The 20,344-nt window shown below is 69.1% G+C and carries 24 protein-coding genes and 1 other RNA gene; 13 read left to right on the top strand and 12 right to left on the bottom strand.

The genetic code is table 11. The features are described 5' to 3' along the window. Window positions 1-15: 15 nt before the first annotated feature. Together nth and FQU85_RS11730 are read right to left on the bottom strand one after the other, a co-directional pair. Complete coding sequence (gene nth, locus FQU85_RS11725) at window positions 16-699, bottom strand: endonuclease III (RefSeq protein ID WP_145848115.1); 684 nt, start codon at window positions 697-699, stop codon at window positions 16-18. A 30-nt stretch (window positions 700-729) separates the two neighbouring features. Next, window positions 730-2,112: an NAD-dependent succinate-semialdehyde dehydrogenase gene (locus FQU85_RS11730; protein ID WP_255473791.1), complete on the bottom strand. Its 1,383-nt coding sequence runs from the start codon at window positions 2,110-2,112 to the stop codon at window positions 730-732. A gap of 68 nt (window positions 2,113-2,180) precedes the next feature. Between FQU85_RS11730 and mvaD the strand changes: the two genes are divergently transcribed. The 3 genes from mvaD (at window position 2,181) to FQU85_RS11745 (ending at window position 5,009) form a co-directional block, all read left to right on the top strand. Continuing rightward, on the top strand, window positions 2,181-3,158 hold the full coding sequence (gene mvaD, locus FQU85_RS11735) for a phosphomevalonate decarboxylase MvaD (RefSeq protein ID WP_145848119.1): 978 nt from the start codon (window positions 2,181-2,183) through the stop codon (window positions 3,156-3,158). Between the two features lie 39 nt (window positions 3,159-3,197). Next, a complete protein-coding gene (locus tag FQU85_RS11740) occupies window positions 3,198-4,361 on the top strand; it encodes an NAD(P)/FAD-dependent oxidoreductase (protein ID WP_145848121.1) in 1,164 nt (387 codons plus the stop codon). A gap of 246 nt (window positions 4,362-4,607) precedes the next feature. Continuing rightward, window positions 4,608-5,009: a hypothetical protein gene (locus tag FQU85_RS11745; RefSeq protein WP_145848123.1), complete on the top strand. Its 402-nt coding sequence runs from the start codon at window positions 4,608-4,610 to the stop codon at window positions 5,007-5,009. Here the strand turns inward: FQU85_RS11745 and FQU85_RS11750 are convergent. Beyond that, window positions 5,006-6,103, bottom strand: a complete 1,098-nt coding sequence (locus tag FQU85_RS11750) for a glycosyltransferase (RefSeq protein ID WP_145848125.1) — start codon at window positions 6,101-6,103, stop codon at window positions 5,006-5,008. The genes FQU85_RS11745 and FQU85_RS11750 overlap by 4 nt on opposite strands. 24 nt (window positions 6,104-6,127) lie before the next feature. Next, window positions 6,128-7,189, bottom strand: coding sequence for a glycosyltransferase family 4 protein (locus FQU85_RS11755; protein ID WP_145848128.1), 1,062 nt, complete (start codon window positions 7,187-7,189; stop codon window positions 6,128-6,130). A gap of 73 nt (window positions 7,190-7,262) precedes the next feature. On the opposite strand from FQU85_RS11755, the gene FQU85_RS11760 reads away from it, so the two are divergent. The 3 genes from FQU85_RS11760 (at window position 7,263) to FQU85_RS11770 (ending at window position 8,897) form a co-directional block, all read left to right on the top strand. After that, entirely contained in the window at window positions 7,263-7,538 is a 276-nt protein-coding gene (locus FQU85_RS11760; RefSeq protein ID WP_145848130.1) for a ribonuclease P protein component 4, read from the top strand. A 238-nt stretch (window positions 7,539-7,776) separates the two neighbouring features. After that, window positions 7,777-8,022 (top strand): YhbY family RNA-binding protein, encoded by a 246-nt coding sequence (locus FQU85_RS11765; protein WP_145848131.1) that lies wholly within the window; start codon window positions 7,777-7,779, stop codon window positions 8,020-8,022. Next, window positions 8,019-8,897, top strand: coding sequence for a mechanosensitive ion channel family protein (locus FQU85_RS11770; protein ID WP_370516775.1), 879 nt, complete (start codon window positions 8,019-8,021; stop codon window positions 8,895-8,897). The genes FQU85_RS11765 and FQU85_RS11770 overlap by 4 nt, the downstream gene beginning before the upstream one ends. A 197-nt stretch (window positions 8,898-9,094) precedes the next feature. Here FQU85_RS11770 and ffs read toward each other — a convergent pair. Continuing rightward, window positions 9,095-9,411: signal recognition particle sRNA (gene ffs / locus FQU85_RS11775), an RNA gene on the bottom strand. A gap of 88 nt (window positions 9,412-9,499) precedes the next feature. On the opposite strand from ffs, the gene FQU85_RS11780 reads away from it, so the two are divergent. Continuing rightward, the gene (locus FQU85_RS11780) at window positions 9,500-9,739 is read left to right on the top strand and encodes a DUF5798 family protein (RefSeq protein WP_145848135.1); all 240 of its coding nucleotides are present in this window, start codon (window positions 9,500-9,502) and stop codon (window positions 9,737-9,739) included. A 27-nt stretch (window positions 9,740-9,766) separates the two neighbouring features. Beyond that, window positions 9,767-10,747 carry a PLP-dependent cysteine synthase family protein gene (locus FQU85_RS11785; RefSeq protein WP_145848137.1) on the top strand — a complete coding sequence of 327 codons (981 nt, stop codon included), beginning with the start codon at window positions 9,767-9,769 and terminating at the stop codon, window positions 10,745-10,747. A 48-nt stretch (window positions 10,748-10,795) separates the two neighbouring features. On the opposite strand, the gene FQU85_RS11790 is transcribed toward FQU85_RS11785, so the two are convergent. The 3 genes from FQU85_RS11790 to FQU85_RS11800 all read right to left on the bottom strand — a co-directional run bounded on the left by FQU85_RS11790 (window position 10,796) and on the right by FQU85_RS11800 (window position 12,377). Next, complete coding sequence (locus FQU85_RS11790; RefSeq protein WP_145848139.1) at window positions 10,796-11,206, bottom strand: CoA-binding protein; 411 nt, start codon at window positions 11,204-11,206, stop codon at window positions 10,796-10,798. A 31-nt stretch (window positions 11,207-11,237) separates the two neighbouring features. Next, entirely contained in the window at window positions 11,238-12,068 is an 831-nt protein-coding gene (locus FQU85_RS11795; RefSeq protein WP_145848141.1) for a geranylgeranylglycerol-phosphate geranylgeranyltransferase, read from the bottom strand. 114 nt (window positions 12,069-12,182) lie between these two features. Further along, window positions 12,183-12,377, bottom strand: a complete 195-nt coding sequence (locus FQU85_RS11800) for a cold-shock protein (RefSeq protein WP_145848151.1) — start codon at window positions 12,375-12,377, stop codon at window positions 12,183-12,185. Between the two features lie 128 nt (window positions 12,378-12,505). Here FQU85_RS11800 and FQU85_RS11805 point away from each other — a divergent pair, with 128 nt between their 5' ends. The 4 genes from FQU85_RS11805 (at window position 12,506) to FQU85_RS11820 (ending at window position 17,838) form a co-directional block, all read left to right on the top strand. Then, the gene (locus FQU85_RS11805) at window positions 12,506-13,186 is read left to right on the top strand and encodes a carbonic anhydrase (RefSeq protein ID WP_145848153.1); all 681 of its coding nucleotides are present in this window, start codon (window positions 12,506-12,508) and stop codon (window positions 13,184-13,186) included. Window positions 13,187-13,263: 77 nt separating this feature from the next. Then, window positions 13,264-13,746 (top strand): Lrp/AsnC family transcriptional regulator, encoded by a 483-nt coding sequence (locus FQU85_RS11810; protein WP_145848156.1) that lies wholly within the window; start codon window positions 13,264-13,266, stop codon window positions 13,744-13,746. Between the two features lie 176 nt (window positions 13,747-13,922). After that, window positions 13,923-15,407: a proton-conducting transporter membrane subunit gene (locus FQU85_RS11815; RefSeq protein WP_145848158.1), complete on the top strand. Its 1,485-nt coding sequence runs from the start codon at window positions 13,923-13,925 to the stop codon at window positions 15,405-15,407. Next, window positions 15,397-17,838, top strand: a complete 2,442-nt coding sequence (locus tag FQU85_RS11820) for a DUF2309 domain-containing protein (RefSeq protein ID WP_145848160.1) — start codon at window positions 15,397-15,399, stop codon at window positions 17,836-17,838. The genes FQU85_RS11815 and FQU85_RS11820 overlap by 11 nt, the downstream gene beginning before the upstream one ends. Window positions 17,839-17,873: 35 nt before the next feature. Here the strand turns inward: FQU85_RS11820 and FQU85_RS11825 are convergent, their stop codons facing one another. Both FQU85_RS11825 and FQU85_RS11830 read right to left on the bottom strand, forming a co-directional pair. Then, entirely contained in the window at window positions 17,874-18,209 is a 336-nt protein-coding gene (locus FQU85_RS11825; RefSeq protein ID WP_145848162.1) for a chorismate mutase, read from the bottom strand. After that, window positions 18,137-19,000, bottom strand: coding sequence for a shikimate kinase (locus FQU85_RS11830; RefSeq protein ID WP_145848164.1), 864 nt, complete (start codon window positions 18,998-19,000; stop codon window positions 18,137-18,139). The genes FQU85_RS11825 and FQU85_RS11830 overlap by 73 nt, the downstream gene beginning before the upstream one ends. A 99-nt stretch (window positions 19,001-19,099) precedes the next feature. On the opposite strand from FQU85_RS11830, the gene FQU85_RS11835 reads away from it, so the two are divergent. After that, window positions 19,100-19,519, top strand: a complete 420-nt coding sequence (locus FQU85_RS11835) for a DUF5796 family protein (protein WP_145848166.1) — start codon at window positions 19,100-19,102, stop codon at window positions 19,517-19,519. Here the strand turns inward: FQU85_RS11835 and FQU85_RS13730 are convergent, their stop codons facing one another. Beyond that, a complete protein-coding gene (locus FQU85_RS13730; RefSeq protein ID WP_255473792.1) occupies window positions 19,520-19,654 on the bottom strand; it encodes a hypothetical protein in 135 nt (44 codons plus the stop codon). A gap of 32 nt (window positions 19,655-19,686) precedes the next feature. After that, window positions 19,687-20,343, bottom strand: coding sequence for an ABC transporter ATP-binding protein (locus FQU85_RS11840; RefSeq protein WP_145848168.1), 657 nt, complete (start codon window positions 20,341-20,343; stop codon window positions 19,687-19,689). Between the last annotated feature and the right edge of the window lies 1 nt (window position 20,344).

A 20,344-nucleotide genomic window follows, 5' to 3' on the forward strand; every position in this document is an offset into this window, starting at 1 on the left:
CGGGTCGCGGTTTTCTCACCACGCCTCGCCGCTGGCGAGATCCACGCTGTTGTCGAGTTTCGAGGACGGACAGATGTCTTCGAGGAGGCAGTCCGCGCAGTCGGGGTTGCGGGCGGTGCAGGTGTCGCGGCCGTGCGCGATGAGCCAGTGCGTGTAGTTCTTCCAGTGTTCCCGGGGGACTACGTCCATCAGGTCGTCCTCGATTTGCTCGGGGCGTTCCTCCTCGGTGATGGCGAGGCGGCGGCTGATGCGCTGGACGTGCGTGTCCACCACGATCCCCTCCGTGATGTCGTGGCCGTGCTGGAGCACGACGTTCGCGGTCTTCCGGCCGACGCCGGGGAGGTCGGTGAGTTCGGACATCGAGTCCGGCACTTCGCCGTCGTGCTCGTCGACGATTTTCGCGCAGGCGTTCGTAATGTAGCCCGCCTTCGAGTTGTAGTACGTGATTGAGTTGATGTCCTCCGCGAGTTCCTCCTCGTCCACGTTCGCGTAGTCCTCCGCGGAATCGTACGTCTCGAACAACTCGGCGGTGACCGTGTTCACGCGCTCGTCCGTGCACTGCGCGGACAGCACGACGGCGATGAGGAGTTCGAGCCGGTTCGAAAAGTTCAGGGAGATTTCGGGTTCCGGGTACTCGTCGCTGAGTCGGTCGATGACCTCCTCGACTTGTGCGCTCCGAGAATCGAGACGTTCGCCCATACCGAGGGAGGGAACGCCGGGCGCTTAGACCTACTCAATCCAGACCGTCTTCCGGTTCACGAACTCGCGGATGCCGTCGCTCGCGAGTTCGCGGCCGTATCCGGAGATGCCGATGCCGCCGAACGGGACGCGGGGGTCGGATTTCACGAGTTGATTCACGTACGTACAGCCGGCCTCGATCTGGCGGGCGACGCGCTCCCCGCGGTCGCGGTCTTCCGTCCAGACGCTCGCGCCGAGGCCGAAGTCGGTGTCGTTCGCCTTCTCCACGGCTTCTTCTTCGTCCGCGACCTCGAAGACGGACGCGACCGGCCCGAACAACTCCTGTTCGTCCGCCGGACAGCCGTTCGGCACGTCCGTGAGCACGGTCGGCGGGTAGAACGCGCCCTCCCGCTCCATGGGTTCGCCGCCGCGTTCGACGGTCGCGCCCGCATCCACGGACTCCGCGACCTGCTCGTGGAGTTCCTCCAGCAGGCCCTCGCTCGCCATCGACCCCACGTCCGTGTCGTCGTCTGCGGGGTCGCCGACCGAGTAGCCGTCCACCTCGTCGAGGAAGGCGTCGAGGAACTCGTCGTACACGTCCGAGTGAACGATGAAGCGCTTGCCCGCGATGCAGGACTGGCCGGTGTTCTGGTAGCGCGCCTGCGCCATCGTCTCGATGTGTTCGTCGAGGTCCGCGTCGTCCAGCACCACCACGGGGTCGCTTCCGCCGAGCTCCAGCACGGTCTTCTTCAGGTGGCGGCCGGCGGTTTCGGCGACGGCGCGACCGGCGGGACCGCTCCCGGTGAGCGTCGCGGCCTTCACGCGGTCGTCGGCGATGATGTCGTCCACTTTCTCCGACCCGACGAGGAGGGTCTGGAAGACGTCCGCGGGATAGCCGGCCTCGACGAACACCTCTTCGATGGCCTTCGCGCACCCGGGGACGTTCGACGCGTGCTTCAGAATGCCCGTGTTGCCCGCGGTGAGGTAGGGCGCGGCGAACCGGAACACCTGCCAGAACGGGTAGTTCCACGGCATCACCGCGAGCACCGTTCCCAGCGGCTCGTAGGACGTGAACACCTCCGTGCCGGCGGGGCTCGCGCGCGGTTCGTCCGCGAGGTGCTGGCTCGCGTGCTCGCTGTAGTACTCACAGCCCCACGCGCACTTCTCGACCTCCGCGCGCGCCTGCTCGAGCGGTTTCCCCATCTCGCGGGTGATGAGCTTCGCGTACCGCTCTTTGTTCTCTCGGAGGACGTCCGCGGCGTTCGCGAGCAGTTGCTCGCGCTCCCGAATCGGCACCTCCCGCCACTCCTCGAACGCGTCGTCGGCGGCGGCGAGCGCGTCCGCCACGTCCTCGTCGTCGTGTTCGTCGTACGTCTCGACTCGCTCTCCCGTCGCTGGATTCACGCTCTCCATACGCGTGCCACGAGATGCCACGACAAAGGCCTTTGTGCCGCCCGGGGGCTTCCGGGGTGTTTATGCCCGCGACGCGACGCCTACGACGTATGAAGGCCACCGCGAAAGCCCACCCGATTCAGGGCCTCGTGAAGTACCACGGGATGCGCGACCACGACGCGCGCTACCCCTACCACGACAGCATCAGCGTCTGCACCGCGCCCGCCAACACCACCACGACCGTCGCGTTCGACGACGCCCTAAACGCGGACGAGTACGTCATCGGCGGCGACACCGTCACCGGGAGCGGGGCCGACCGCATCGAGAGCGTGCTCGACGAGGTGCGCGAGCGCGCCGGCATCGACACCCGCGCGCGGCTCGTGAGCGAGAACGACTTCCCGACGAACATCGGCCTCGGTTCCTCCGCGTCGGGGTTCGCGGCGGCCGCCGTCGCGGCCTGCGAGGCCGCGGGCCTCGACCTCAGCCACCCCGAGATGTCCACCATCGCCCGCCGCGGGTCCGCGTCGGCCGCGCGCGCCGTCACCGGCGGCTACTCCGACCTCGGCGGCGGGCTGAGCGACGCGGAGTGTCGGAGCCACCGCCTCGACGCCGCCGACAGCCTGGAGGACGACGTCCGCATCGTCATCGCGGAAGTCCCGGCGTACAAGGAGACGCAGGCCGCGCACGACGAGGCCGAGGACAGCCACATGTTCGACGCGCGCCGCGTCCACGTCGAAGACCAGCTCGCGGAGATGCGGGACGCCGTCCGCGCCGGCGACACGGAGCGCGTGTTCGAGACCGCAGAGCACGACTCGCTCTCGCTCGCCGCGACCACGATGACCGGCCCCGCCGGCTGGGTGTACTGGAAGCCCGACACCCTCGAAGTGTTCGAGACCGTGCGCGAGTTGCGAGATGACGGGACGCCCGCGTGGTTCTCGACGGACACGGGCGCGACCGTCTACGTGAACACCACCGCGGAACACGCCGACGCGGTCGAGGACGCCATCGCGGCGACGGGCGTCGACACGCGCGTCTGGGAGGTCGGCGGGCCGGCGCGCGTGCTGGACGAGAGCGAAGCGCTGTTCTAGGGCCGGTGGCTTTTCGGTGGCGGCGCGGCATCTAGGCGTATGCGAGTCGTCGTGCTCGGCGGAGGATACGCGGGACTGTTGCTCACGCGGAAACTGGAAGACCGCCTCCCCGCGGACGCGGAACTACTCCTGGTGGACGACACGGGCGACCACCTCGTCCAGCACGAGCTCCACCGCGTCATCCGGAACCCCGGTCTCACTGACGCCATCACCATCCCGCTCACCGACCTCACGGAGCGCGCCGAAATCCGGACGGACACCGTGCGCGGCATCGACACCGACGCGAAGACCGTCAGCCTCGACGAGGGCGGCGACCTGTCCTACGACGCGGCCGCGGTGTGTCTGGGCGCGCAGACCGCGTTCTACGACCTCCCCGGCGTCGAGGAGCACGCGACGCCGATGAAGCGCCTGGAACACGCCGCGCGCGCCCGCCGCGACTTCGAGGGCGTGCTGGAGACCGGCGGCGGCACCGTGGTCGTCGGTGGCGCGGGGCTCTCCGGCGTGCAGGTCGCGGGCGAGTTCGCCGCGCTCGCACGCGAGGAAGGCGTCGAAGAGGACGTGTCTGTGGTGCTCCTCGACCGCTCCGCGGACGTGACCGCGGGGTTCCCGGAGAACTTCCGGCGCGCCGTCCGCCGCGAACTCGACCGCCTCGGCGTCACCGTCCACACGAACGCCGCCGTCACGGCCGCGACCGACACCGAGATCGAGTTCGCGGAGCGCGCCCCGCTCGCGTACGACCAGTTCGTCTGGACGGGCGGCATCCGCGGGCCCGACGCGCTCGACGGCGAACGCCGGAGCGTCCGGGGAACGCTCGAGCTCGCGGAGAACACGTTCGCGGTCGGGGACGCCGCCCGGGTCGTGGACGCCGACGGCGCGGTCGTCCCGGCGAGCGCGCAGGCCGCCGTCCGGGCGACCGAGGTCGCCGCCCGCAACCTCCTCGCGTCCCTCGAAGAGACGGACGGATTCGACCCCCGGCTGGAGCAGTGGCGCTTCGAGAGCCCGGGCTGGCTGGTGAGCGTCGGGGACGGCGCGGTCGCGCAGCTCGGGGCCGAAGTCCTCACCGGGAAGGCCGCGGAGGTCGTGAAGTCGAGCGTCGGCGTCGCCTACCTCGCGGAACACGGCTCCCTGCGGAACGCAATCGAGGTCGTCCGCGAGGACGTCGAGGGCGCGTCCGACCGCGCCGCGCTCGACGCGCTCGATTAGGGGTTTTGCGCCTCCACGACCACCCCCTCGACGGTCGGGTCGGTCTCGAACCGGCAGTCACGGCCGCCGCGAACGGCCACGCTCCGTCCGCGCGCAGTCCGTCGTGGAACTCCGCTCGCCCGCCGGGTCGCTGTCTGGCGTCGCGGAGTTCGTCGCGGCCCCACTGTGGTCATCGAGGCGGTCAATCGGAGTATCCGCTACCGCGACGTGAAAGGGCTTTTCCCGCCGGCAGTCGAACTCCCGCGTATGCCGGAAGACGAACCCGAAGACGACGGAGAAGAGGAGTCCTCGTTCCGCGAGCGAATCGAGGAGATTCGAGAGAAGCGCGCGGAAGAACGCGAGGACGGCGGCGACGAGTCCACAGAAGACCGCCGCGAGAAGATGGAGGAGATGATGGGCGGTGGCGGCGGCCCCGGCGGCATGGGCGGCGGCGGGAACCCGTTCGCGCAGATGATGGGCGGCATGATGGGCGGTGGCGGCGGCCCCGGCGGCATGGGCGGCGGCCCCGGCGGCGCGGGCCCGGGCGGTCGCGGTGAGAGCGGCAGCGAGTCGAGCGAGAAGCTCGCGCGAGAAGTCGAACAGCTCCGGAAGGAAGTCGAGCGCACGAACAACAAGCTCGACCGCATCGCGAACGCGCTCGAAGACTAGAGCCGTTCGTAGACCGCTTCGAGGCGGTCGACCGCTTTCTCGACGCCGAAGCGCTCTCTGTGTTCGAGACACGTCTCCGCGAGTCGGTCGCGGTCCGCGAGCGCGCGCTCGATTGCCTCCGTGAACGCGTCGGTGTCGCCGGGCGGGTAGTGGTAGCCGGTCTCGCCGTCCACGACGGTTTCGGCGAGCGCGCCGGCGTTCGCGGCGACCACGGGCGTGCCGCAGGCGTTCGCTTCGAGCGCGACTAACCCCTGCGTCTCGACGGGACTCGGGAACGCGAACACGTCGAGCGCGGAGTAGAACGCGGGGAGGTCGGCGCGGTCGAGGAACCCGAGGAAGCGCGCGTCGACGCCGTTCTCGCGGGCGCGGGCCTCGAGGTCGCTGCGGGCGGGGCCGTCCCCGCCGAAGACGAGCGTGGCGTCGAGGTCGGCGGCGGCGTCCACGAGGTCGTGGAGGCGCTTCTCGTAGCCGTGGCGGCCCGTGTACCCCACCAGTGGGCCGTCCGGGAGGGCGAATCGCTCCCGGAAGTCCGCGGGGTCGGTGGGCCGGAACTGCTGGAGGTCGATGCCGTTCGGGAGCGCGTCGACGGGCGTGTCGACGCCGATGTCGGTCTCGACGTGGCGTTTCGTCTCCTCGCTCGGCGTGAGCACGAGGTCAGCGCGGTCGAGAAAGGCGCGCTCCCAGCGCTCGCTCGCGCGCTCCGTGAACCCCGTGACTGCGTCGGGGACGATGTACTCGGCGTACTCGCTCGTGGGCGTGTGGTAGTGCGCGACGAACGGGATGTCGTTCCGGCGGGCGAGCCGGTAGCCCGCGAGGCCGAGCGCGAACGGCGTGTGCGCGTGCACGATATCCACGTCGCCGAGGCCGTCCGGAACCGTCGGCGTCCCGAGCCGGAACCCCTCGTAGAACGGGAACGGGAGGCTTCGAACGGGGTGTTCGCCGTCGTCGGGCGCGTAGTCGTCCGACCCGGGGTAGACGACGGGCATCCGGCCGCCGCGCTGCCGCCAGCGCTCGTGCCACGTCCGAATCGTGTACGTGACGCCGTTCACCGTCGGCAGGTAGGTGTCCGTGAAGGCGGCGACCCGGGGAACCATTGTGCGGCGGTACTCACCTCCGCCTTATATGCCGTCTCCTTTCCCCGCGACCTCGCGGTACACGTCGGTGAGGCGGTCGCCGACCACGTCGAGGCTGTGTTCGGCTGCGGTGTCGCGCGCGCCGTCGCCGAGGCGTTCGCGGAGGGCGGGGTCGTCGCGGAGGCGTTCGAGCGCGTCCGCGAACTCGGCGTCCGTCTCCGCCTTCAGGCAGTCCTCGCCGTCCGTGAAGAACTCGTCGAACACGTCGATGTCGCGGAGGACGACCGGTTTCCCGCACGCCATCGCCTCCAGCACGGCGATGCCCTGGTTCTCGACTTTCGCGGGGAACATGTAGACGTCGCCCGCGCCGAACGCCGCGCGCTTGTCGTCCATGTAGCCCGTGAACGTCACGTTCGCGGGCGGGTTCTCCACCCAGCGCTTCGTCGTCTTCGACGCCTGCGGCCCGGACTCGTACGGGCCGAACCACGCGAAGTCGAAGTCGGTCTCCTGGGCGACCCGGCAGAACGTCGTGAGGCCCTTGCGCTCGATGACCTCACCCACCGAAAACACGACGAGGCCGTCGAGGTCGAAGCGCTCCCGAGTCTCCTCCCGGAACGACTCGTAGCCGTCCAAACTCGCGGCGTCCACGCCGTTCGTGATGGTCTGGATGGGCGCGTCCACGGGGTAGGAGTCGAGGAGGTCTTTCGTGTACTGACTCGGGACGAGCACGCGGTCGGCCTGCGAGTAAAACCACTTGAGGTAGCGCTTGAGTGCGGGCGCGGCCTGCGTCGAGAACCGGAAGGAGTCCGCGAAGTCCTCGGCGGTCGTGTGCGCGTGCAGAATCAGCGGGATGTCGGTGCGCTTCGCGTGCCGCGCGACCGCGAGCGACCCCGGGCCGATGGTGTTGCAGTGCGCCACGTCGTACTCGCGGAAGAACGGCGCGCCCGTGAGCCGGGCTTTCCCCGCCGCGAACGGCGTGCCGCCCTGCCAGGGCGTCGTGACGACCTCGACGTCGGTGTCCGCGAGCGCCGCGCGCTGCTGGCGGGTCGCGGTGACGATACCGCCGCGGAGGCGGTCTTCCAGTTCGAGGTAGTTGAGGACGCGCATACACCGAGAACGCGGGGGCGGGCGAAAAACCCCACCGGAACCGTTTTCGGCGGCGACCCCCGAGCATCGGGCGATGAAGATAGCCGCGGAGCGAATCGAACGCCTCGGCGCGCTCGCGAAGGAGGCCGCGAGAGCGGGTGAGGCGGAGCGGGCGCGGACGTACGTCCGGCGGGCGCGGCGCGTCGCGGAGCGCCACCGGCTCTCGCTCCCGCGACAGTTCAAGCGCTTTTCGTGCGACGCCTGCGATTCCTACCTGATTCCGGGGCGGAACGCGCGGGTTCGCACGCAGGACGGGCACGTGGTGGTGACGTGTGACTGCGGGGAGCACGCGCGGTATCCGTACGACTGACTGACGGGCGTGCCGGCATGAGGGAGACCACCGTGGCATGCCCGAGGCGGTGCGGTCGTCGGCGACGGTGCGCGCGGTGACGAGCGGAGCGGCCGGTTCGTCCGCGCTCCGTGACGGGTCGGTGATGGCCGGTGGCGGAGCCATCACGCCGATTTAACTAAGCTAAAACGAGCTCGGGTTCTACGCGCCGGGAGAGCCGTACCATTCTTTTAAGCCGCGCCCGAACGGGTGGGTAGACATGACCACAGAGGAGCTCAAGACGAAGGCGCACAACGCCGACGTGACGGTGTGGGTCGGGAAAGCCGGCGTCGAGTCGGTCGTCGACGAACTCAAAGACCAGCTCGACACGCGCGACGTGGTGAAGGTGAAGTTCCTCCGCTCGTCGCGCGGCGGCACCGACACCGAGGAACTCGCCGCCGACCTCGCCGACCGCGTCAGCGCCGACCTCGTCGAGACGCGCGGGAACACGGCGGTGTACCACTGATGGTCGAACCGCTCCCGTTCATCGACGACGCGATCCCGCAGTACGCGCTCGCCGTCACCCAGCTCGTCTACTTCACGGTGGCGTTCCTCGCGGTCTACCTCGTCGGTCGCGCCACCGTCGTCCCGCTCGTCGACCGAGCGCTCAAGGCCCGAGACCTCGACGCGCACTCCCGGACGCCCCTGAAGCGACTCGTCCGCATCGTCATCGTGTTCGTCGGGTTCGGCGTCGCGTTCGGGTTCGCGGGCTACGGGAACTTCCTCACCAGCCTCGCGACCATCGCCGCCGCCGCGACGCTCGCCATCGGCCTCGCGATGCAGGACGTCATCCAGAACTTCGTCGCCGGCGTCTTCATCTACACCGACAAGCCGTTCCGCATCGACGACTGGATCGAGTGGGACAACGGCACGTACTCCGGCGTCGTCGAGGACATCAGCCTCCGCGTCACCCGCGTGCGGACGTTCGACAACGAACTCCTCACCGTCCCGAACAGCCAGCTCACCGACGGCGTCATCAAGAACCCCGTCGCGAAGAACAAGCTCCGCCTCCAGTTCCTCTTCGGCATCGGATACGACGACGACATCGAGAAGGCCACCGACATCATCGTCGAGGAAGCCGAGAAACACGACGGCATCATGGACGACCCCGGCGTCACCGTCCGACTGACTGAACTCGGCGGCTCCTACGTCGGCCTCAAGAGCCGGTTCTGGATCGACAACCCCTCGCGCGCCGACTTCGTGAAGACCCGCGGCGAGTACGTCACCGCCGTGAAGGAGCGCTTCGACGAGGAGGGCATCGACATCCCCTATCCGACCCGCACCCTGGAGGGCGAACTCCAGGTGCAGGGCGACGAAATCGCCGGCTTCGGCGACGAGTAAGGCTTTTTCTCCCGCTCTTTCGACGGGCGATTGAGCGAAATTCGTAGCGGTTCGTTCACGATGCGCTCGACCGAACGCGAGCGAAGCGAGCGGTCGAGCCGAGGAACCCCCGGAGGGGGTGACGACGGCTTTTCGCGTAGCTTTTGCCAGCGACGGAGCGGAGCGACTGAGCGCAGCAAACGGTACTGCAGTATGAATGGTGGACGTGCCGGGGTCGCCCGAGCCGTCCCGCTCGGGTAGTCCCGGTCGCCTCCTCCGCCCCGCGACCCTTCGAGCGGCGAACGTCCGATGGTCCGCTGCTCACTTCCGTGCCTGACGGGGTCCCATCGGCGAACCGCGACGACGACGCCCCTGCAGGCGCGCGCCGCGGACCGCCGTCCCCGAAGGACGAGGCTTCTCTGTCGGCTTCCGGGGCCCGGGCGGGTTGGCCCGGACTCTCCCGGCGTTCGGCCCCCGCTGATGACCGTAGTGCGGGTGGGTGGGGCGGGGCCAAACCGCCCGGCCTAGTCCACTTCAGGGTAGTCGACTCCCCCATAAGGGCCTTTCGCCTCCACCGAATTGCTGGCGGAAGACCCTTCAACGTCCCGTTCGCTTGAGTGAGTATGGGACTCGGAGGAACCGCGAAGAAGGTTCAGAAGCTCGCGGACGTCGCCGACTCGCTGCAGTCGCGCGTCACGTCCATCCGCGAGGACGTCGAACAGACACAGGAGACCGTCACTGACACGAACGAGCGCGTGGAGGCGCTCGAGCGCGAAGTCGCGCGGCAGGGCGAACTCCTCGACGCCATCGCCGCCGAACTCGACGTGGAAACCGGTCGACCCGCGGACGATGACAACGCCTAAAGAACGCGCAGCGAAAGGAGTGAGTAGATGACGACGCACCGCGAACCGCTCGACTCGGTTCTCGACACCGTGGGTGAGACGCCGCTGGTTCGCGTCCACGAGTCACCGGACGAGGCGCCCGTGTACGCGAAGCTGGAGTCGTTCAATCCCGGCGCGAGCGTGAAAGACCGCATCGGGACGTACATGCTCGAACAGATGCTCGAACGCGGTGACCTCGCCCCGGGCGGCACGGTCATCGAACCCACGGCCGGGAACACCGGTATCGGGTTCGCGGTCGCCGCCGGCCAGCTCGACCTGGACGCGGTGTTCGTCGTGCCCGAACGGTTCAGCGTGGAGAAGCAGACGTTGATGCGCGCGCTCGGCGCGGACGTCATCAACACGCCCACGGAAGACGGGATGGAGCGCGCCATCGAGCGCGCGCACGAACTCGCGGACGAACTCGAGAACGCCGCCGTCCCCCAGCAGTTCTCCAATCCGCTGAACGCGGAGGCGCACTACGAGACGACCGGCCCCGAGATACACGACGCGCTCGATGGCGAGGTCGGCGCAATCGTCGCCGGCTGCGGAACCGCGGGCACGCTCATGGGAACCGCGCGCTACCTCCGCGAGCAGAACCCCGATACGCACGTCGTCGCCGTCGAACCCGAGGGCTCGCTGTACGCCCGCCTCGAGGGAGACCACGTCGACGAGCGCGAGTACAAGACAGAGGGCATCGGAACGCACAACCCGGCGACGAACGAGCTGTTCGACCCCGAGTTCGTGGACGACGTGAGTCAGGTCTCGGACGAGGCCGCCCACCGCGAACTCAAGCGCCTCGCGGCCGAGGAAGGCCACCTCGTCGCGTCGAGCGCCGGCGCGGCCAGCGTCGCGGCCCGCCAGGTCGCCGAGGACATCGTCGACGGCGTCATCGACGCCCCCTACGACACCGTCGTCACCGTCTTCCCGGACTCCAGTGAACGCTACCTCTCCAAGGACATCTACGGGAGCTACGCCGAGTGGGAAGGGTAACGAGAGAACTCCGATTCACGCCCGATTCGCTCGTTTACCGCCGGTTCACTAGCCGAGTAGCCGCCGGTGCTCGACTTTCATGCACTTGTCCTGGACGAAGCGGAGCCCGGCGTCTTCCGCCATCTCGGCCGCCTCGTCGTTGGTGATGTCGAGCTGGAGCCAGACGGCGTTCACGTCGTCGCGGGCGACGGCTTGCTCGACGATTCCGGGGGCTTCGTCGCCCGGCCGGAACACGTCCACGACGTCGATTTCTTCGGCTACGTCGTCGAGCGAGTCGTACGCCCGTTTGCCGAGGATTTCGTCGGCGTAGGGGTTGACCGGAATGACCTCGTAGCCGTGGTCTGCGAGGTACGTCGGGACGTCGTGGGCGGCCTTCCCGGGCGTGCTCGAACACCCGACGACGGCGATGGTCTGGGACTCGAGTATCTCGCGGAGTTCGCCGTCACTCTCGATGGGCATACGCTACGGTAGGAGCGCAAGCAGGATAAGTTCAGAGGGCCGCGGCGCGGCCGACGAGGAAGGCGACGACGGCGAGGAACATCCCGTACTTGAGGAGGGACTGGCCGCGGGTCGGGTCGCTGAAGGATTCGGAGGTCGCGTACAGCATCGTGAGGTCAGCGACGGCGACGACGGCGAGATAGGGCGCGCCGAACACGTCCCAGAGGTAGGGGAGGGGGCTGGCGAGGACGGCAACGACGAGCGAGAGGGTTGCAACGGCGAGCGCGCGTCGCTCCCCGATGGCGATCGGGAGGGTGTTCAATCCCTCCTCGCGGTCGCCCGCGATGTCTTCTACGTCCTTTACGACCTCGCGCGTGAACGTCGAGAGTGCGGCGAGCACGCACAGGACGGCCCCGGCGGCCACGTCACCGACTGCGGCCGCGCCGAAGAGGAACGTGCTCCCGACGAGGTAGGCGACGACGAAGTTCCCCGCGCCCGGGAGCCCCTTCAGGTACTCAGTATAGACGAGGAGCGCGACGAAGTTCACGCCCGCGATGGCGATGGCGAAAACGGGGAGGAAGAGCGCGCAGACGATTGCGCCGCCGAACAGCGCGAGGCTGAACGCGAGCGCGCCGCGCGGGGACACCGCGCCGCGCGGGATCGGTCGGTCGGGCTGGTTGATGGCGTCGATGTCGCGGTCGAAGTAGTCGTTGATGGCGTTCCCCGCCGCGATGGCGAGCATCGTCGCCGCGACCGCCACCGCCGTGTAGAACGGCTGGTCGGCCGCGCCGCCCGCGACGAACGCGCCGACGAACGTCAGCACGCCCGCGGCGACGACGTTCCCGGGTCGCGTCAGCTCGACGGCGCCGCGAACCGTAGACATACAACGTCGTCACTCGCCGGCCGGTATAAAACAGTCGTCTCGACGCGGGTCGAGACGCGAACGCCGCCGCTGGCGTTCTAAAAGTCGGTTAGTAGAAGTCCGGAAGAACTCGCCTTAGAGGCGGGTGACGTTCTTCGCGCGGGGGCCCTTGGGGGCGTCCTCGATCTCGAACTCGACCTCAGTGCCTTCTTCGAGGTCCGGGCCGCCGACGTCCTCCATGTGGAAGAACACGTCCTCGTCCTCGTCCTCAGTCTCGATGAATCCGTAGCCGCCAGTGTCGTTGAAGAAATCAACTTTTCCGCTTGCCATTACAAACAGTCGTACGCCCCGTTCGCGTATAACCCTTCCGAGAGTGAGTGTACCACGACCCATAGTGTGAGGGCGTTCGATCCGCGGAGAGGCCGAGGTTTCTAACCGGTGCGTCTCCTCCGTCTCGTATGGACACGCTCGCCGCACTGCTCGCCGGGAACGACGCGCACGTCGCCGCGTTCCGCGACCGGTTCGACGACGTGCAGGACGCGCAGCGTCCCGATGCAGTGACGGTCTGCTGTTCGGACTCCCGCGTCCTCCAAGACCACATGTGGGGGAACGACCAACCGGGCCGGGTGTTCACGTGTTCGAACATCGGTAACCGGGTCGTCCAGCGCACCGCTGCGGGCACGGTGGTCGCCGGGGACGTGCTCTACCCCATCGCGCACACCGACACCGACCTCGCGGTCGTCGTCGGGCACTCGGGATGCGGCGCGGTCACCGCCACCTACGACGCTATCACCACCGATATCGTCGACGAGCCCCCGGGAATCGAACACTGTATCGGCCTCTTGCGGCCCGAACTCGAGCCCTGTCTCGAGCACCTACCGGACGGGCGCGGGCGAGCGGACACGGTGAACGACCTCGTGGAGTGCAACGTCGACCAGCAGGTGCGCGCGCTCCGCGAGAGCGAGGACGTGCCGGACGACACGACCGTCGCGGGCGTCGTCTACGACTTCCAGAACGCCTACGACGGCGCGCGCGGCGAGGCGCACGTCGTCAACGTGGACGGCGAACGCGACCCCGAGGTGCTCCGCGACCGCCACCCCACCATCGCCGGGCGCGTCCAGCGCCGCGTCACGTACTGAGACGGCCGCACGGGCGGGGGCTGGAGAACCGACGTGGCGGGCGAAGCGCCTTATGCGAGCGGAGGTAAACGGAGCGCATGACCGAGTACGAGCTCGACGATACGGATCGAGAGATAATCTACGCGCTCCAGGAGGACGCTCGGAACCTCTCGTCAGCCGAGATCGCCGACCGTACTGACGCGTCGTCGAGCACGGTGCGAAAGCGCATCCAGCGACTCGAATCGGAGGGCGTGATCAAGGGGTACAGCGCGAACGTTGATTACCAGAAGTCGGGGTATCCGCTCCGGATGCTCCTGTTCTGTACGGCGCCGATTCCGAAGCGCGGCGAGCGCATCCAGGACATCCTCGATATCCCGGGCGTCGTGTCGGTGCAGGAGTTGGTCACGGGCGAGGAGAACCTGCTCGTGACGGTCGTCGGCGAGACCGACGAGGACATCACGACGGTGGCGAACGCGCTCCTCGACATGGATTTGACCGTCTCGGACGAGGTTCTCGTGCGCAGTCACGGGACGACGCCGTTCGACGACCTCGCCCGGGAGCGCACACCGAGCGGCGAGTAACCCCGATCCCTCATTATAGAACATTCTGTTCCCGGGCGCGGCCTTGGTGAACAATTTGGTCGTACCAAAGACTATAATAACCAGACTGTTCGTATAGTTGGGTAGGTCGGGCCAGTTCGGTCACGCATCGTCCCGGTCGGACGGGACGGCTGGCCCGTCAGTCGAGACCTCGAACGATGACTGGACACGCACACGCGAACGACTCGGTACAACCCTCGGAGACGACGCCGTCCGCTTCGGGGGTGGCGCGAGCGACGACGGCCGCGGTCTGGGCGCTGTTCGCGCTCAGCATCGCGACGACAGCCGTTTCGATCGCGAGCGGATCCGCGTGGCGAGTACCGGGATACGTCGTCGTGGACGGCCTGACCGCGGTCGTCTGGACCGCCGTCACCTTCTTCAGCGCCATCGTTCACTCCTACTCCCGGCGGTACATGGCCGGGGACGCCGCCATCGACCGGTTCTTCGCGCTAACGTTCGGATTCACGCTCGCGGTGATGGTCGTCGCCGCCGCTGACCACGTCGCGCTGTTCGCCGCGGCGTGGCTGGCGATGGGGCTGACGATGGCCGAACTCATCGGCCACGCCCGCGAGTGGACGCAGGCGCAGGCCGCCGAGACGCTCACGCGGCGCTACTTCCTCGCGAGCGGCGTCGCGCTCACCGGCGCGCTCGCGCTCCTCGCGTGGGCGACCGGAACGACCACGGTTTCCGTCATCCTCGCAGAAACCGGCGGCCTCTCCCCCGAAGTCACCTGGCTCGCGATCGGCGGGCTCTTCCTCGCGGCGATGATTCAGTCCGCGCTGTTCCCCTTCCACGACTGGCTGCTGTCGTCGATGACCGCGCCGACGCCCGCCTCCGCCCTGATGCACGCCGGGTTCGTCAACGCCGGCGGCATCCTGCTCACGCGCTTCGCGCCCGTGTTCGCGGACATCCCTGCGGCGCTGGCGGTGCTCGTCGTCGTCGGCGCCGCGAGCGCCCTCGTCGGGCAGGCGCTCCTGCTCGTCCGCCCGGACGTGAAGCGCCGGCTCGGCGGCTCCACCGTCGCCCAGATGGGGTTCATGATACTCCAGTGCGGCCTCGGGTTCTTCGCCGCCGCCGTCACCCACCTCATCCTCCACGGCTTCTACAAGGCCTACCTGTTCCTCTCCGCCGGCAGCGCCGTCGAACAGACCGCGCCCGCGGAGAACGCCCAGACAGGTAGGGCGCTGCCGTCGCTCGCCGTCGGCCTCGGGGCCGCCGCGGTCGGCGCCGCGGTGTTCGTCGCGCTCACCGGGAAGGGCGCGGAACCGAACTCCGGCCTCGTCCTCGCCGGCCTCGTCGCCCTGACGACCCTGCACGCGGCCCGCGACGCCGTGGAGCGCGCGAACCTCTCCCCGGGCGCAGCGCTCGTCGCCCTCCCCGTCATCGTCGTCGTCCCCGTCGCCGTCTACGGCGTCCTGTTCAACGCCATCGCTATCGCGCTCGCGGACGCGCCGATGACACACGCGCCGACCGACCTCTCGGCCGTGCACGCCGCCGTCGCCGCCGCCTTCCTCCTCGCGTATCTCGCAGTCGAACGCGGCTGGCACGAATCCAGCAAGCGGCTCTACGTCGCCCTCCTGAACCTCTCGCAGCCGGCTCCCGAAACCGAACTCACCACCGCGGAGGACTACAATGACGCGTGAAGACCACTACCTCGCGAGCAGCATCGAACGCGCGGCGGAGAACGTCGGCGCGGTCTGGCCGCTCCACTCGTTCGTCACCGCGAACCCCCTCTCCGGGTTCGAAGACCGGCCGTTCCACCAGGCCGTCGCGGAGGCCGAGCGGCTGTTCGGCGGCCGCGGCTACCCCTCGCCCGACGTCTTCCGGCGGGCCTGGGAGACCGGGCGGATCGATCCGGAGGCGCTGTCGAGCGTGCTGGACGACCACGGAATCGACGGCGGCCCGGAAACAGTGCTCGACGAGCTGGACGCGGGCGCGGCGGACGCGTCGAGCGAGACGGACTCCGTCTCCCGCGCCGAGACGGACGCCGAAGAAGCGGTCGACCGCGTGCTCTCGAAGTGGCTGACCGCCTTTCTCGACCAGGGGCAGGCGAAGTGGTCGATGCCGAACCGGGACGCGGGGTTCTACGCCGCGTGGCGCGAGATGGCGCCCCACGACTCCGAGATACCGGACTGCGAGAGCCCGTCCGACCTCCCGGAGTCGCCGATAGCGGCACTGGAGAGCGTGCTGTCCGCGCACCCGCAGGGCGAGTGGGAGACGATATTCGAGCACCAGCTCGCCGCGCTCCCCGGCTGGACGGGCTTCATCAAGCAGCGCGCGAGCGACGACGACGCGCCCTGGCAGTCCAGCCACCCGATCTCGCTGACCGAGTACCTCGCGGTTCGCCTCCTGGTGGCGGAGCGCCTCGACGCCCCGCTCCTCCCGGACGACCACGCGGAGGCCGGCGCGAGCGAGGATGTCCCGCTGTCCGAACTCTGGCTGACCGCCTGGGAGCGGAGTCACCGCGAGCGCCTGCTCGACGCGGTGTCCGACGCCGACGCCGAACCCGAGGACGGCGAGCGCGGTGACGACGCCGGTCGGCCGGACGCGCAGTTCGTGTTCTGCATCGACACGCGCTCCGAAGTCATCCGGCGGCACGTCGAATCCGTGGGCGAGTACGAGACGTACGGCTACGCCGGATTCTTCGGGATTCCGATGCGGTATCAGGGGTACGACGCGGACGCGGCCGGGGACGCCTGCCCGCCTATCGTGGACGCCCAGCACCGCATCACCGAGCGCCCCGGCCAAGACACCGGGGAGGCGCGGGAGCGCTACGACCGCCGGCAGGGCCTCCTCGACGCGGGCCGGAACGTCCTCAAAGCCCTGAAGTCGAACGCGGCGACGGCGTTCAGTTTCGTGGAGAACGCCGGCCCGTGGTACGGCGCGGCGCTCGCCGCGCGGACGCTCTTCCCGGCCCGCGTCTACGACGCGCTCCACGACGCCGACTACGCGCCCGCCGAACGCGAGTTCTGCGAGCCCTCCATCGACTACAACCCGGACGCGGTGCACGCGCTCCGCGAAGGCCTGTCGTTCGAGGAGAAGGTCGAGTACGCCGAGAACGCGTTCGCGCTGATGGGCTGGGAGGAGTTCGCTCGCCTCGTCGTGTTCACGGGACACGCGAGTCAGACGACGAACAACCCGTTCGGTTCGAGCCTCGACTGCGGCGCGTGCGGCGGGAACGCCGGCGGCCCGAACGCCCGCGTGCTCGCCGCCGTCTGCAACGACGACGACGTCAGGGCGGAGCTGCGCGAGCGCGGGTTCGACATCCCGGTGGACACCGTCTTCCTCGCCGCGGAACACGACACCACCACCGACGACATCACGCTCTTCGACGGGCGCGTGCCCGAGACGCACGCGGACGACCTCGAACGGGTGCGGAGCGACCTCGCGGACGCCCGGGAGCGCGCGGCCGCGGAACGGACGGACGCGATGACCGGCGACGCCGAAGACAGCGTCCGGGAGACTGAGCGCCGGGCCGCGGACTGGGCAGAGACCCGGCCCGAGTGGGGGCTGGCCGGGAACGCCTCGTTCGTCGTCGGCCCGCGCGACCTCACCGCGGACGCCGACCTCGACGGCCGCACGTTCCTCCACTCCTACGACTGGCGGACGGACGCGGACGGCGACGCCCTGGAGGCCATCCTCACCGGCCCGCTCGTCGTCACGCAGTGGATAAACAACCAGTACTACTTCGCCACCGTGGACAACGCGGTGTACGGGAGCGGGTCGAAGGCGACCCAGAACCCCGTCGGGAACGTCGGCGTGTTCCAGGGGAACGGCGGCGACCTCATGACCGGCCTCCCCCTCCAGTCGCTGTACGCCGACGCCGACACCCCCTACCATCAGCCGCTCCGCCTCACCGCCGTCGTTCACGCGCCCGTCGACCGCGTCACCGACCTCCTCCGCGACCACGACGAACTCACCCGGCTCCTCGACAACGGCTGGATACACCTCACCGTCCTCGACCCCGAACAGGAGAACGCGCCACTCCACTACCAGGGCGACCTCGAATGGAACGCCCCGGACGAGGTCGCGGCCGCCCCGCCCCGGCAGACGGTGGCCGCCGACGCGGACTGAAAAAGGAAACGCGGTTAGAGGGAATTGACAGCCCTCTACCGCTGTTCGCGCTGTTCTATCTTGTTCAGTTCGATGAGCAACCGGAAGATGGCTTTCACCATGTTCTCGTCCACGTCGTACGTGTCGGCGTAGCGGCCGGCGCGCTCCATCACGGCGTCTTCCTGTTCCTCGTCGGTGGTGGCGAGGCCCTGTTCTTCCTTGACTCGGGCGACGCTGTCCGCGACGTAGGTGCGGCGCGCGATGAGTTCGACGAGGTCGTGGTCGATCCCCTCGATTTCCTCGCGGAGTTCGTCGAGGGTCATGTCGTCAGCACGCGGCCGCCGGTCGTTCGAGTCGTCGTCAGTAGCGTCGTTCCGGGTCTCTCGTTCCATAGTTCTCGTACCTCTTTGAGTGCGTCTTCGGTGCCGACGGCGACGTGGCTGGGGCCGGTGCCGGAGAGGCCGACGCCGTCGGCGAGCGGCAGGGCGTCGACGGCGGGGCCGGTGGGTTGGTCGAGCGCGGCGCAGAACGCGAAGCCGTTGACGGTCATCGCGGTCTCGTACCGTCCGGCGAGCGCGAGTTCCCCGACGAGTTCGGCGACCGGCGCGATGCGCGCGCAGCGGTCGGCGTCGGCGTCCGCGCTGTACGCGCGCTCCGGCGGCGTCCAGACGAGCACGTCCCAGTCCACCTCGTCGCGGGCGAGGAGGGCGTCGCGGTCGTTGTTCGTGACGGTGAGGCCGCCGAGCATGCTCGCGCTCGCGTCGTCGAACGCGCCCGTCACCGTCACACCCGTCTCGCGGGCCGCCCGCACGCCGAGCAGCGCGGCGTCCTCCAGCGTCACGTCGTCGGCGACGCCGAGCGCGGAGAGCGTCGCGAGCACGGTGGCGTTCGCGGCGGCGCTCGAACTCTTCAGCCCCGACGCCATCGGGATCTCGCTCTCGGTCTCCACGACGCCGCCCAGCGCGGGGTCGCCGTACTCCTCGCACGCGAGTTCGACGCAGCGCTCTATCAGGGCCGTGTCGGCGTCCGCGTCCTCCGCGACCGTCCCCGTCACGGACTCCGCGTCGGGGTCGAGCGAGACCGCGGCGGTGACGGTGCGGTCGATGGCGAACGCGGACCCGCGGCCGGTGGCGAGCGCGTTGAGTACGGTGCCCGCGGCGGGCGCTTCGGCGCGGCCGTCCATACCGGAGAGTGGGCGAGTCGACGCTTCAAGGTGGCGGTGGCGTCAAACCCTCGACCCGCGACCCGCGGGCCTTTTCCCCGCGCGGCGTCGAGAACGCGTATGAGCGGACGCAGCGACGTGGAGCCGGACACGCTGGACGTGGAACTCGCGGAGGACGGCGTCGCCGTGGAGTACGCGGACGGCCGCCGCACGTTCTACCACGGCGTCCCGGAGAAAGTCGAGGGAACGCTGCGCGCGCAGCCCGGGCGGGACGTGCACGTGCTCGTCACCGACCCGGACGGGACGGAGGGCGCGCTGACGTACGTGAACGACCGGATGACGAGCGACGAGATACTCGCGGACACCGGCGTGGGGCGCGTCCTCCTCGACGCCGACGGGGAGAAGACGGTGTTCCCGGGCGTGACGGTGCGCCGGGACGGGTACGCCATCGAGGTCGAGGCCGACCCCGAGGCGGCGGGCGGTCGCGTGTTCGTCTTCGAGGAGGACGAGCTGAGCGAGTACAGCTACGAGTTCGCCTGACTACTGGAGGTACGAGGGGTCTTCGGCGTCGCAGTTCTCCTCGTGTTGTGCGGCGTCCTCGGGGTCGTCGAACATCAGCCCGCACTTCTCGCAGGCGTACCACGTCATGTCGTCGCGCGTCGTCTCTTCGACCATACTCGTGGTTCCGCCCGCTATCCTCAAAACCGTTACCCCGACTCGTGTTCGCAGAGCGCGCGCTCGTACGCCGTCTCGGGGTCGCTCCACTCCTCGCGGGTCACGTCGGCGACAACGCGTCCGAGCGACATGACGGTGAGGCGGTCGGCGAGGCCGTCGAACCGGTCGAGGTTGTGCGTGGAGACGAGCACGTACCGGTCGTCGGTCGCGTACGCCTCGATGGTGTCCACGATTGCGTCACGGGTGGCGGGGTCGAGGTCGGCGAGCGGTTCGTCCAGAACGAGCGTGTCCGGTCGGTCGAGGAGGGAGAGCGCGAGGTCGAGTCGTTTCCGGTAGCCGTCGGAGAGCGCGCTCGCGGAGCGGTCGAGCATCGGTGTGAGGCCGAGGCGGTCTTCCAGGTCCGCGCGCCACTCCCGGGGTTCGTCGGAGAACCCGGCGAAGACGGCGAGGTTGTCGGCGACGGTGAGGTCGTGGTAGACGCTCGGCGTCTGGAACGCGTAGTTCACGTCGTCCGGCACCTCGACCGACCCGGACGTGAGCCGGGTGAGGCCGGCGAGGCACCGCAGGAGGGTGGTCTTCCCGCTGCCGTTCGGCCCGGCGAAGCAGTGGACGCCGGGCGCGAAGTCGAGCGTCACGCCGTCCACGGCGACCACGTCCCCGTAGCGTTTGGTGAGGTTCTGGGCGCGCATT

Origin of the sequence: Salarchaeum sp. JOR-1 (assembly GCF_007833275.1) — an archaeon.
Lineage (GTDB): Archaea > Halobacteriota > Halobacteria > Halobacteriales > Halobacteriaceae > Salarchaeum.

Bases quoted from the DNA above. Each gene is read 5' to 3' on its own strand.
- FQU85_RS11785 (WP_145848137.1), top strand. From the start codon at position 9,767: ATGACGACGCACCGCGAACCGCTCGACTCGGTTCTCGACACCGTGGGT.
- FQU85_RS11840 (WP_145848168.1), bottom strand. From the start codon at position 20,343: ATGCGCGCCCAGAACCTCACCAAACGCTACGGGGACGTGGTCGCCGTG.
- FQU85_RS11760 (WP_145848130.1), top strand. From the start codon at position 7,263: ATGAAGATAGCCGCGGAGCGAATCGAACGCCTCGGCGCGCTCGCGAAG.
- FQU85_RS11750 (WP_145848125.1), bottom strand. From the start codon at position 6,103: ATGGTTCCCCGGGTCGCCGCCTTCACGGACACCTACCTGCCGACGGTG.
- FQU85_RS11820 (WP_145848160.1), top strand. From the start codon at position 15,397: ATGACGCGTGAAGACCACTACCTCGCGAGCAGCATCGAACGCGCGGCG.
- FQU85_RS11810 (WP_145848156.1), top strand. From the start codon at position 13,264: ATGACCGAGTACGAGCTCGACGATACGGATCGAGAGATAATCTACGCG.
- FQU85_RS11805 (WP_145848153.1), top strand. From the start codon at position 12,506: ATGGACACGCTCGCCGCACTGCTCGCCGGGAACGACGCGCACGTCGCC.
- FQU85_RS11765 (WP_145848131.1), top strand. From the start codon at position 7,777: ATGACCACAGAGGAGCTCAAGACGAAGGCGCACAACGCCGACGTGACG.
- FQU85_RS11825 (WP_145848162.1), bottom strand. From the start codon at position 18,209: ATGGAACGAGAGACCCGGAACGACGCTACTGACGACGACTCGAACGAC.
- nth (WP_145848115.1), bottom strand. From the start codon at position 699: ATGGGCGAACGTCTCGATTCTCGGAGCGCACAAGTCGAGGAGGTCATC.
- FQU85_RS11755 (WP_145848128.1), bottom strand. From the start codon at position 7,189: ATGCGCGTCCTCAACTACCTCGAACTGGAAGACCGCCTCCGCGGCGGT.
- FQU85_RS11790 (WP_145848139.1), bottom strand. From the start codon at position 11,206: ATGCCCATCGAGAGTGACGGCGAACTCCGCGAGATACTCGAGTCCCAG.
- FQU85_RS11800 (WP_145848151.1), bottom strand. From the start codon at position 12,377: ATGGCAAGCGGAAAAGTTGATTTCTTCAACGACACTGGCGGCTACGGA.
- FQU85_RS11795 (WP_145848141.1), bottom strand. From the start codon at position 12,068: ATGTCTACGGTTCGCGGCGCCGTCGAGCTGACGCGACCCGGGAACGTC.
- FQU85_RS11835 (WP_145848166.1), top strand. From the start codon at position 19,100: ATGAGCGGACGCAGCGACGTGGAGCCGGACACGCTGGACGTGGAACTC.
- FQU85_RS11740 (WP_145848121.1), top strand. From the start codon at position 3,198: ATGCGAGTCGTCGTGCTCGGCGGAGGATACGCGGGACTGTTGCTCACG.
- FQU85_RS11780 (WP_145848135.1), top strand. From the start codon at position 9,500: ATGGGACTCGGAGGAACCGCGAAGAAGGTTCAGAAGCTCGCGGACGTC.
- FQU85_RS11815 (WP_145848158.1), top strand. From the start codon at position 13,923: ATGACTGGACACGCACACGCGAACGACTCGGTACAACCCTCGGAGACG.
- FQU85_RS13730 (WP_255473792.1), bottom strand. From the start codon at position 19,654: ATGGTCGAAGAGACGACGCGCGACGACATGACGTGGTACGCCTGCGAG.
- mvaD (WP_145848119.1), top strand. From the start codon at position 2,181: ATGAAGGCCACCGCGAAAGCCCACCCGATTCAGGGCCTCGTGAAGTAC.
- FQU85_RS11745 (WP_145848123.1), top strand. From the start codon at position 4,608: ATGCCGGAAGACGAACCCGAAGACGACGGAGAAGAGGAGTCCTCGTTC.
- FQU85_RS11830 (WP_145848164.1), bottom strand. From the start codon at position 19,000: ATGGACGGCCGCGCCGAAGCGCCCGCCGCGGGCACCGTACTCAACGCG.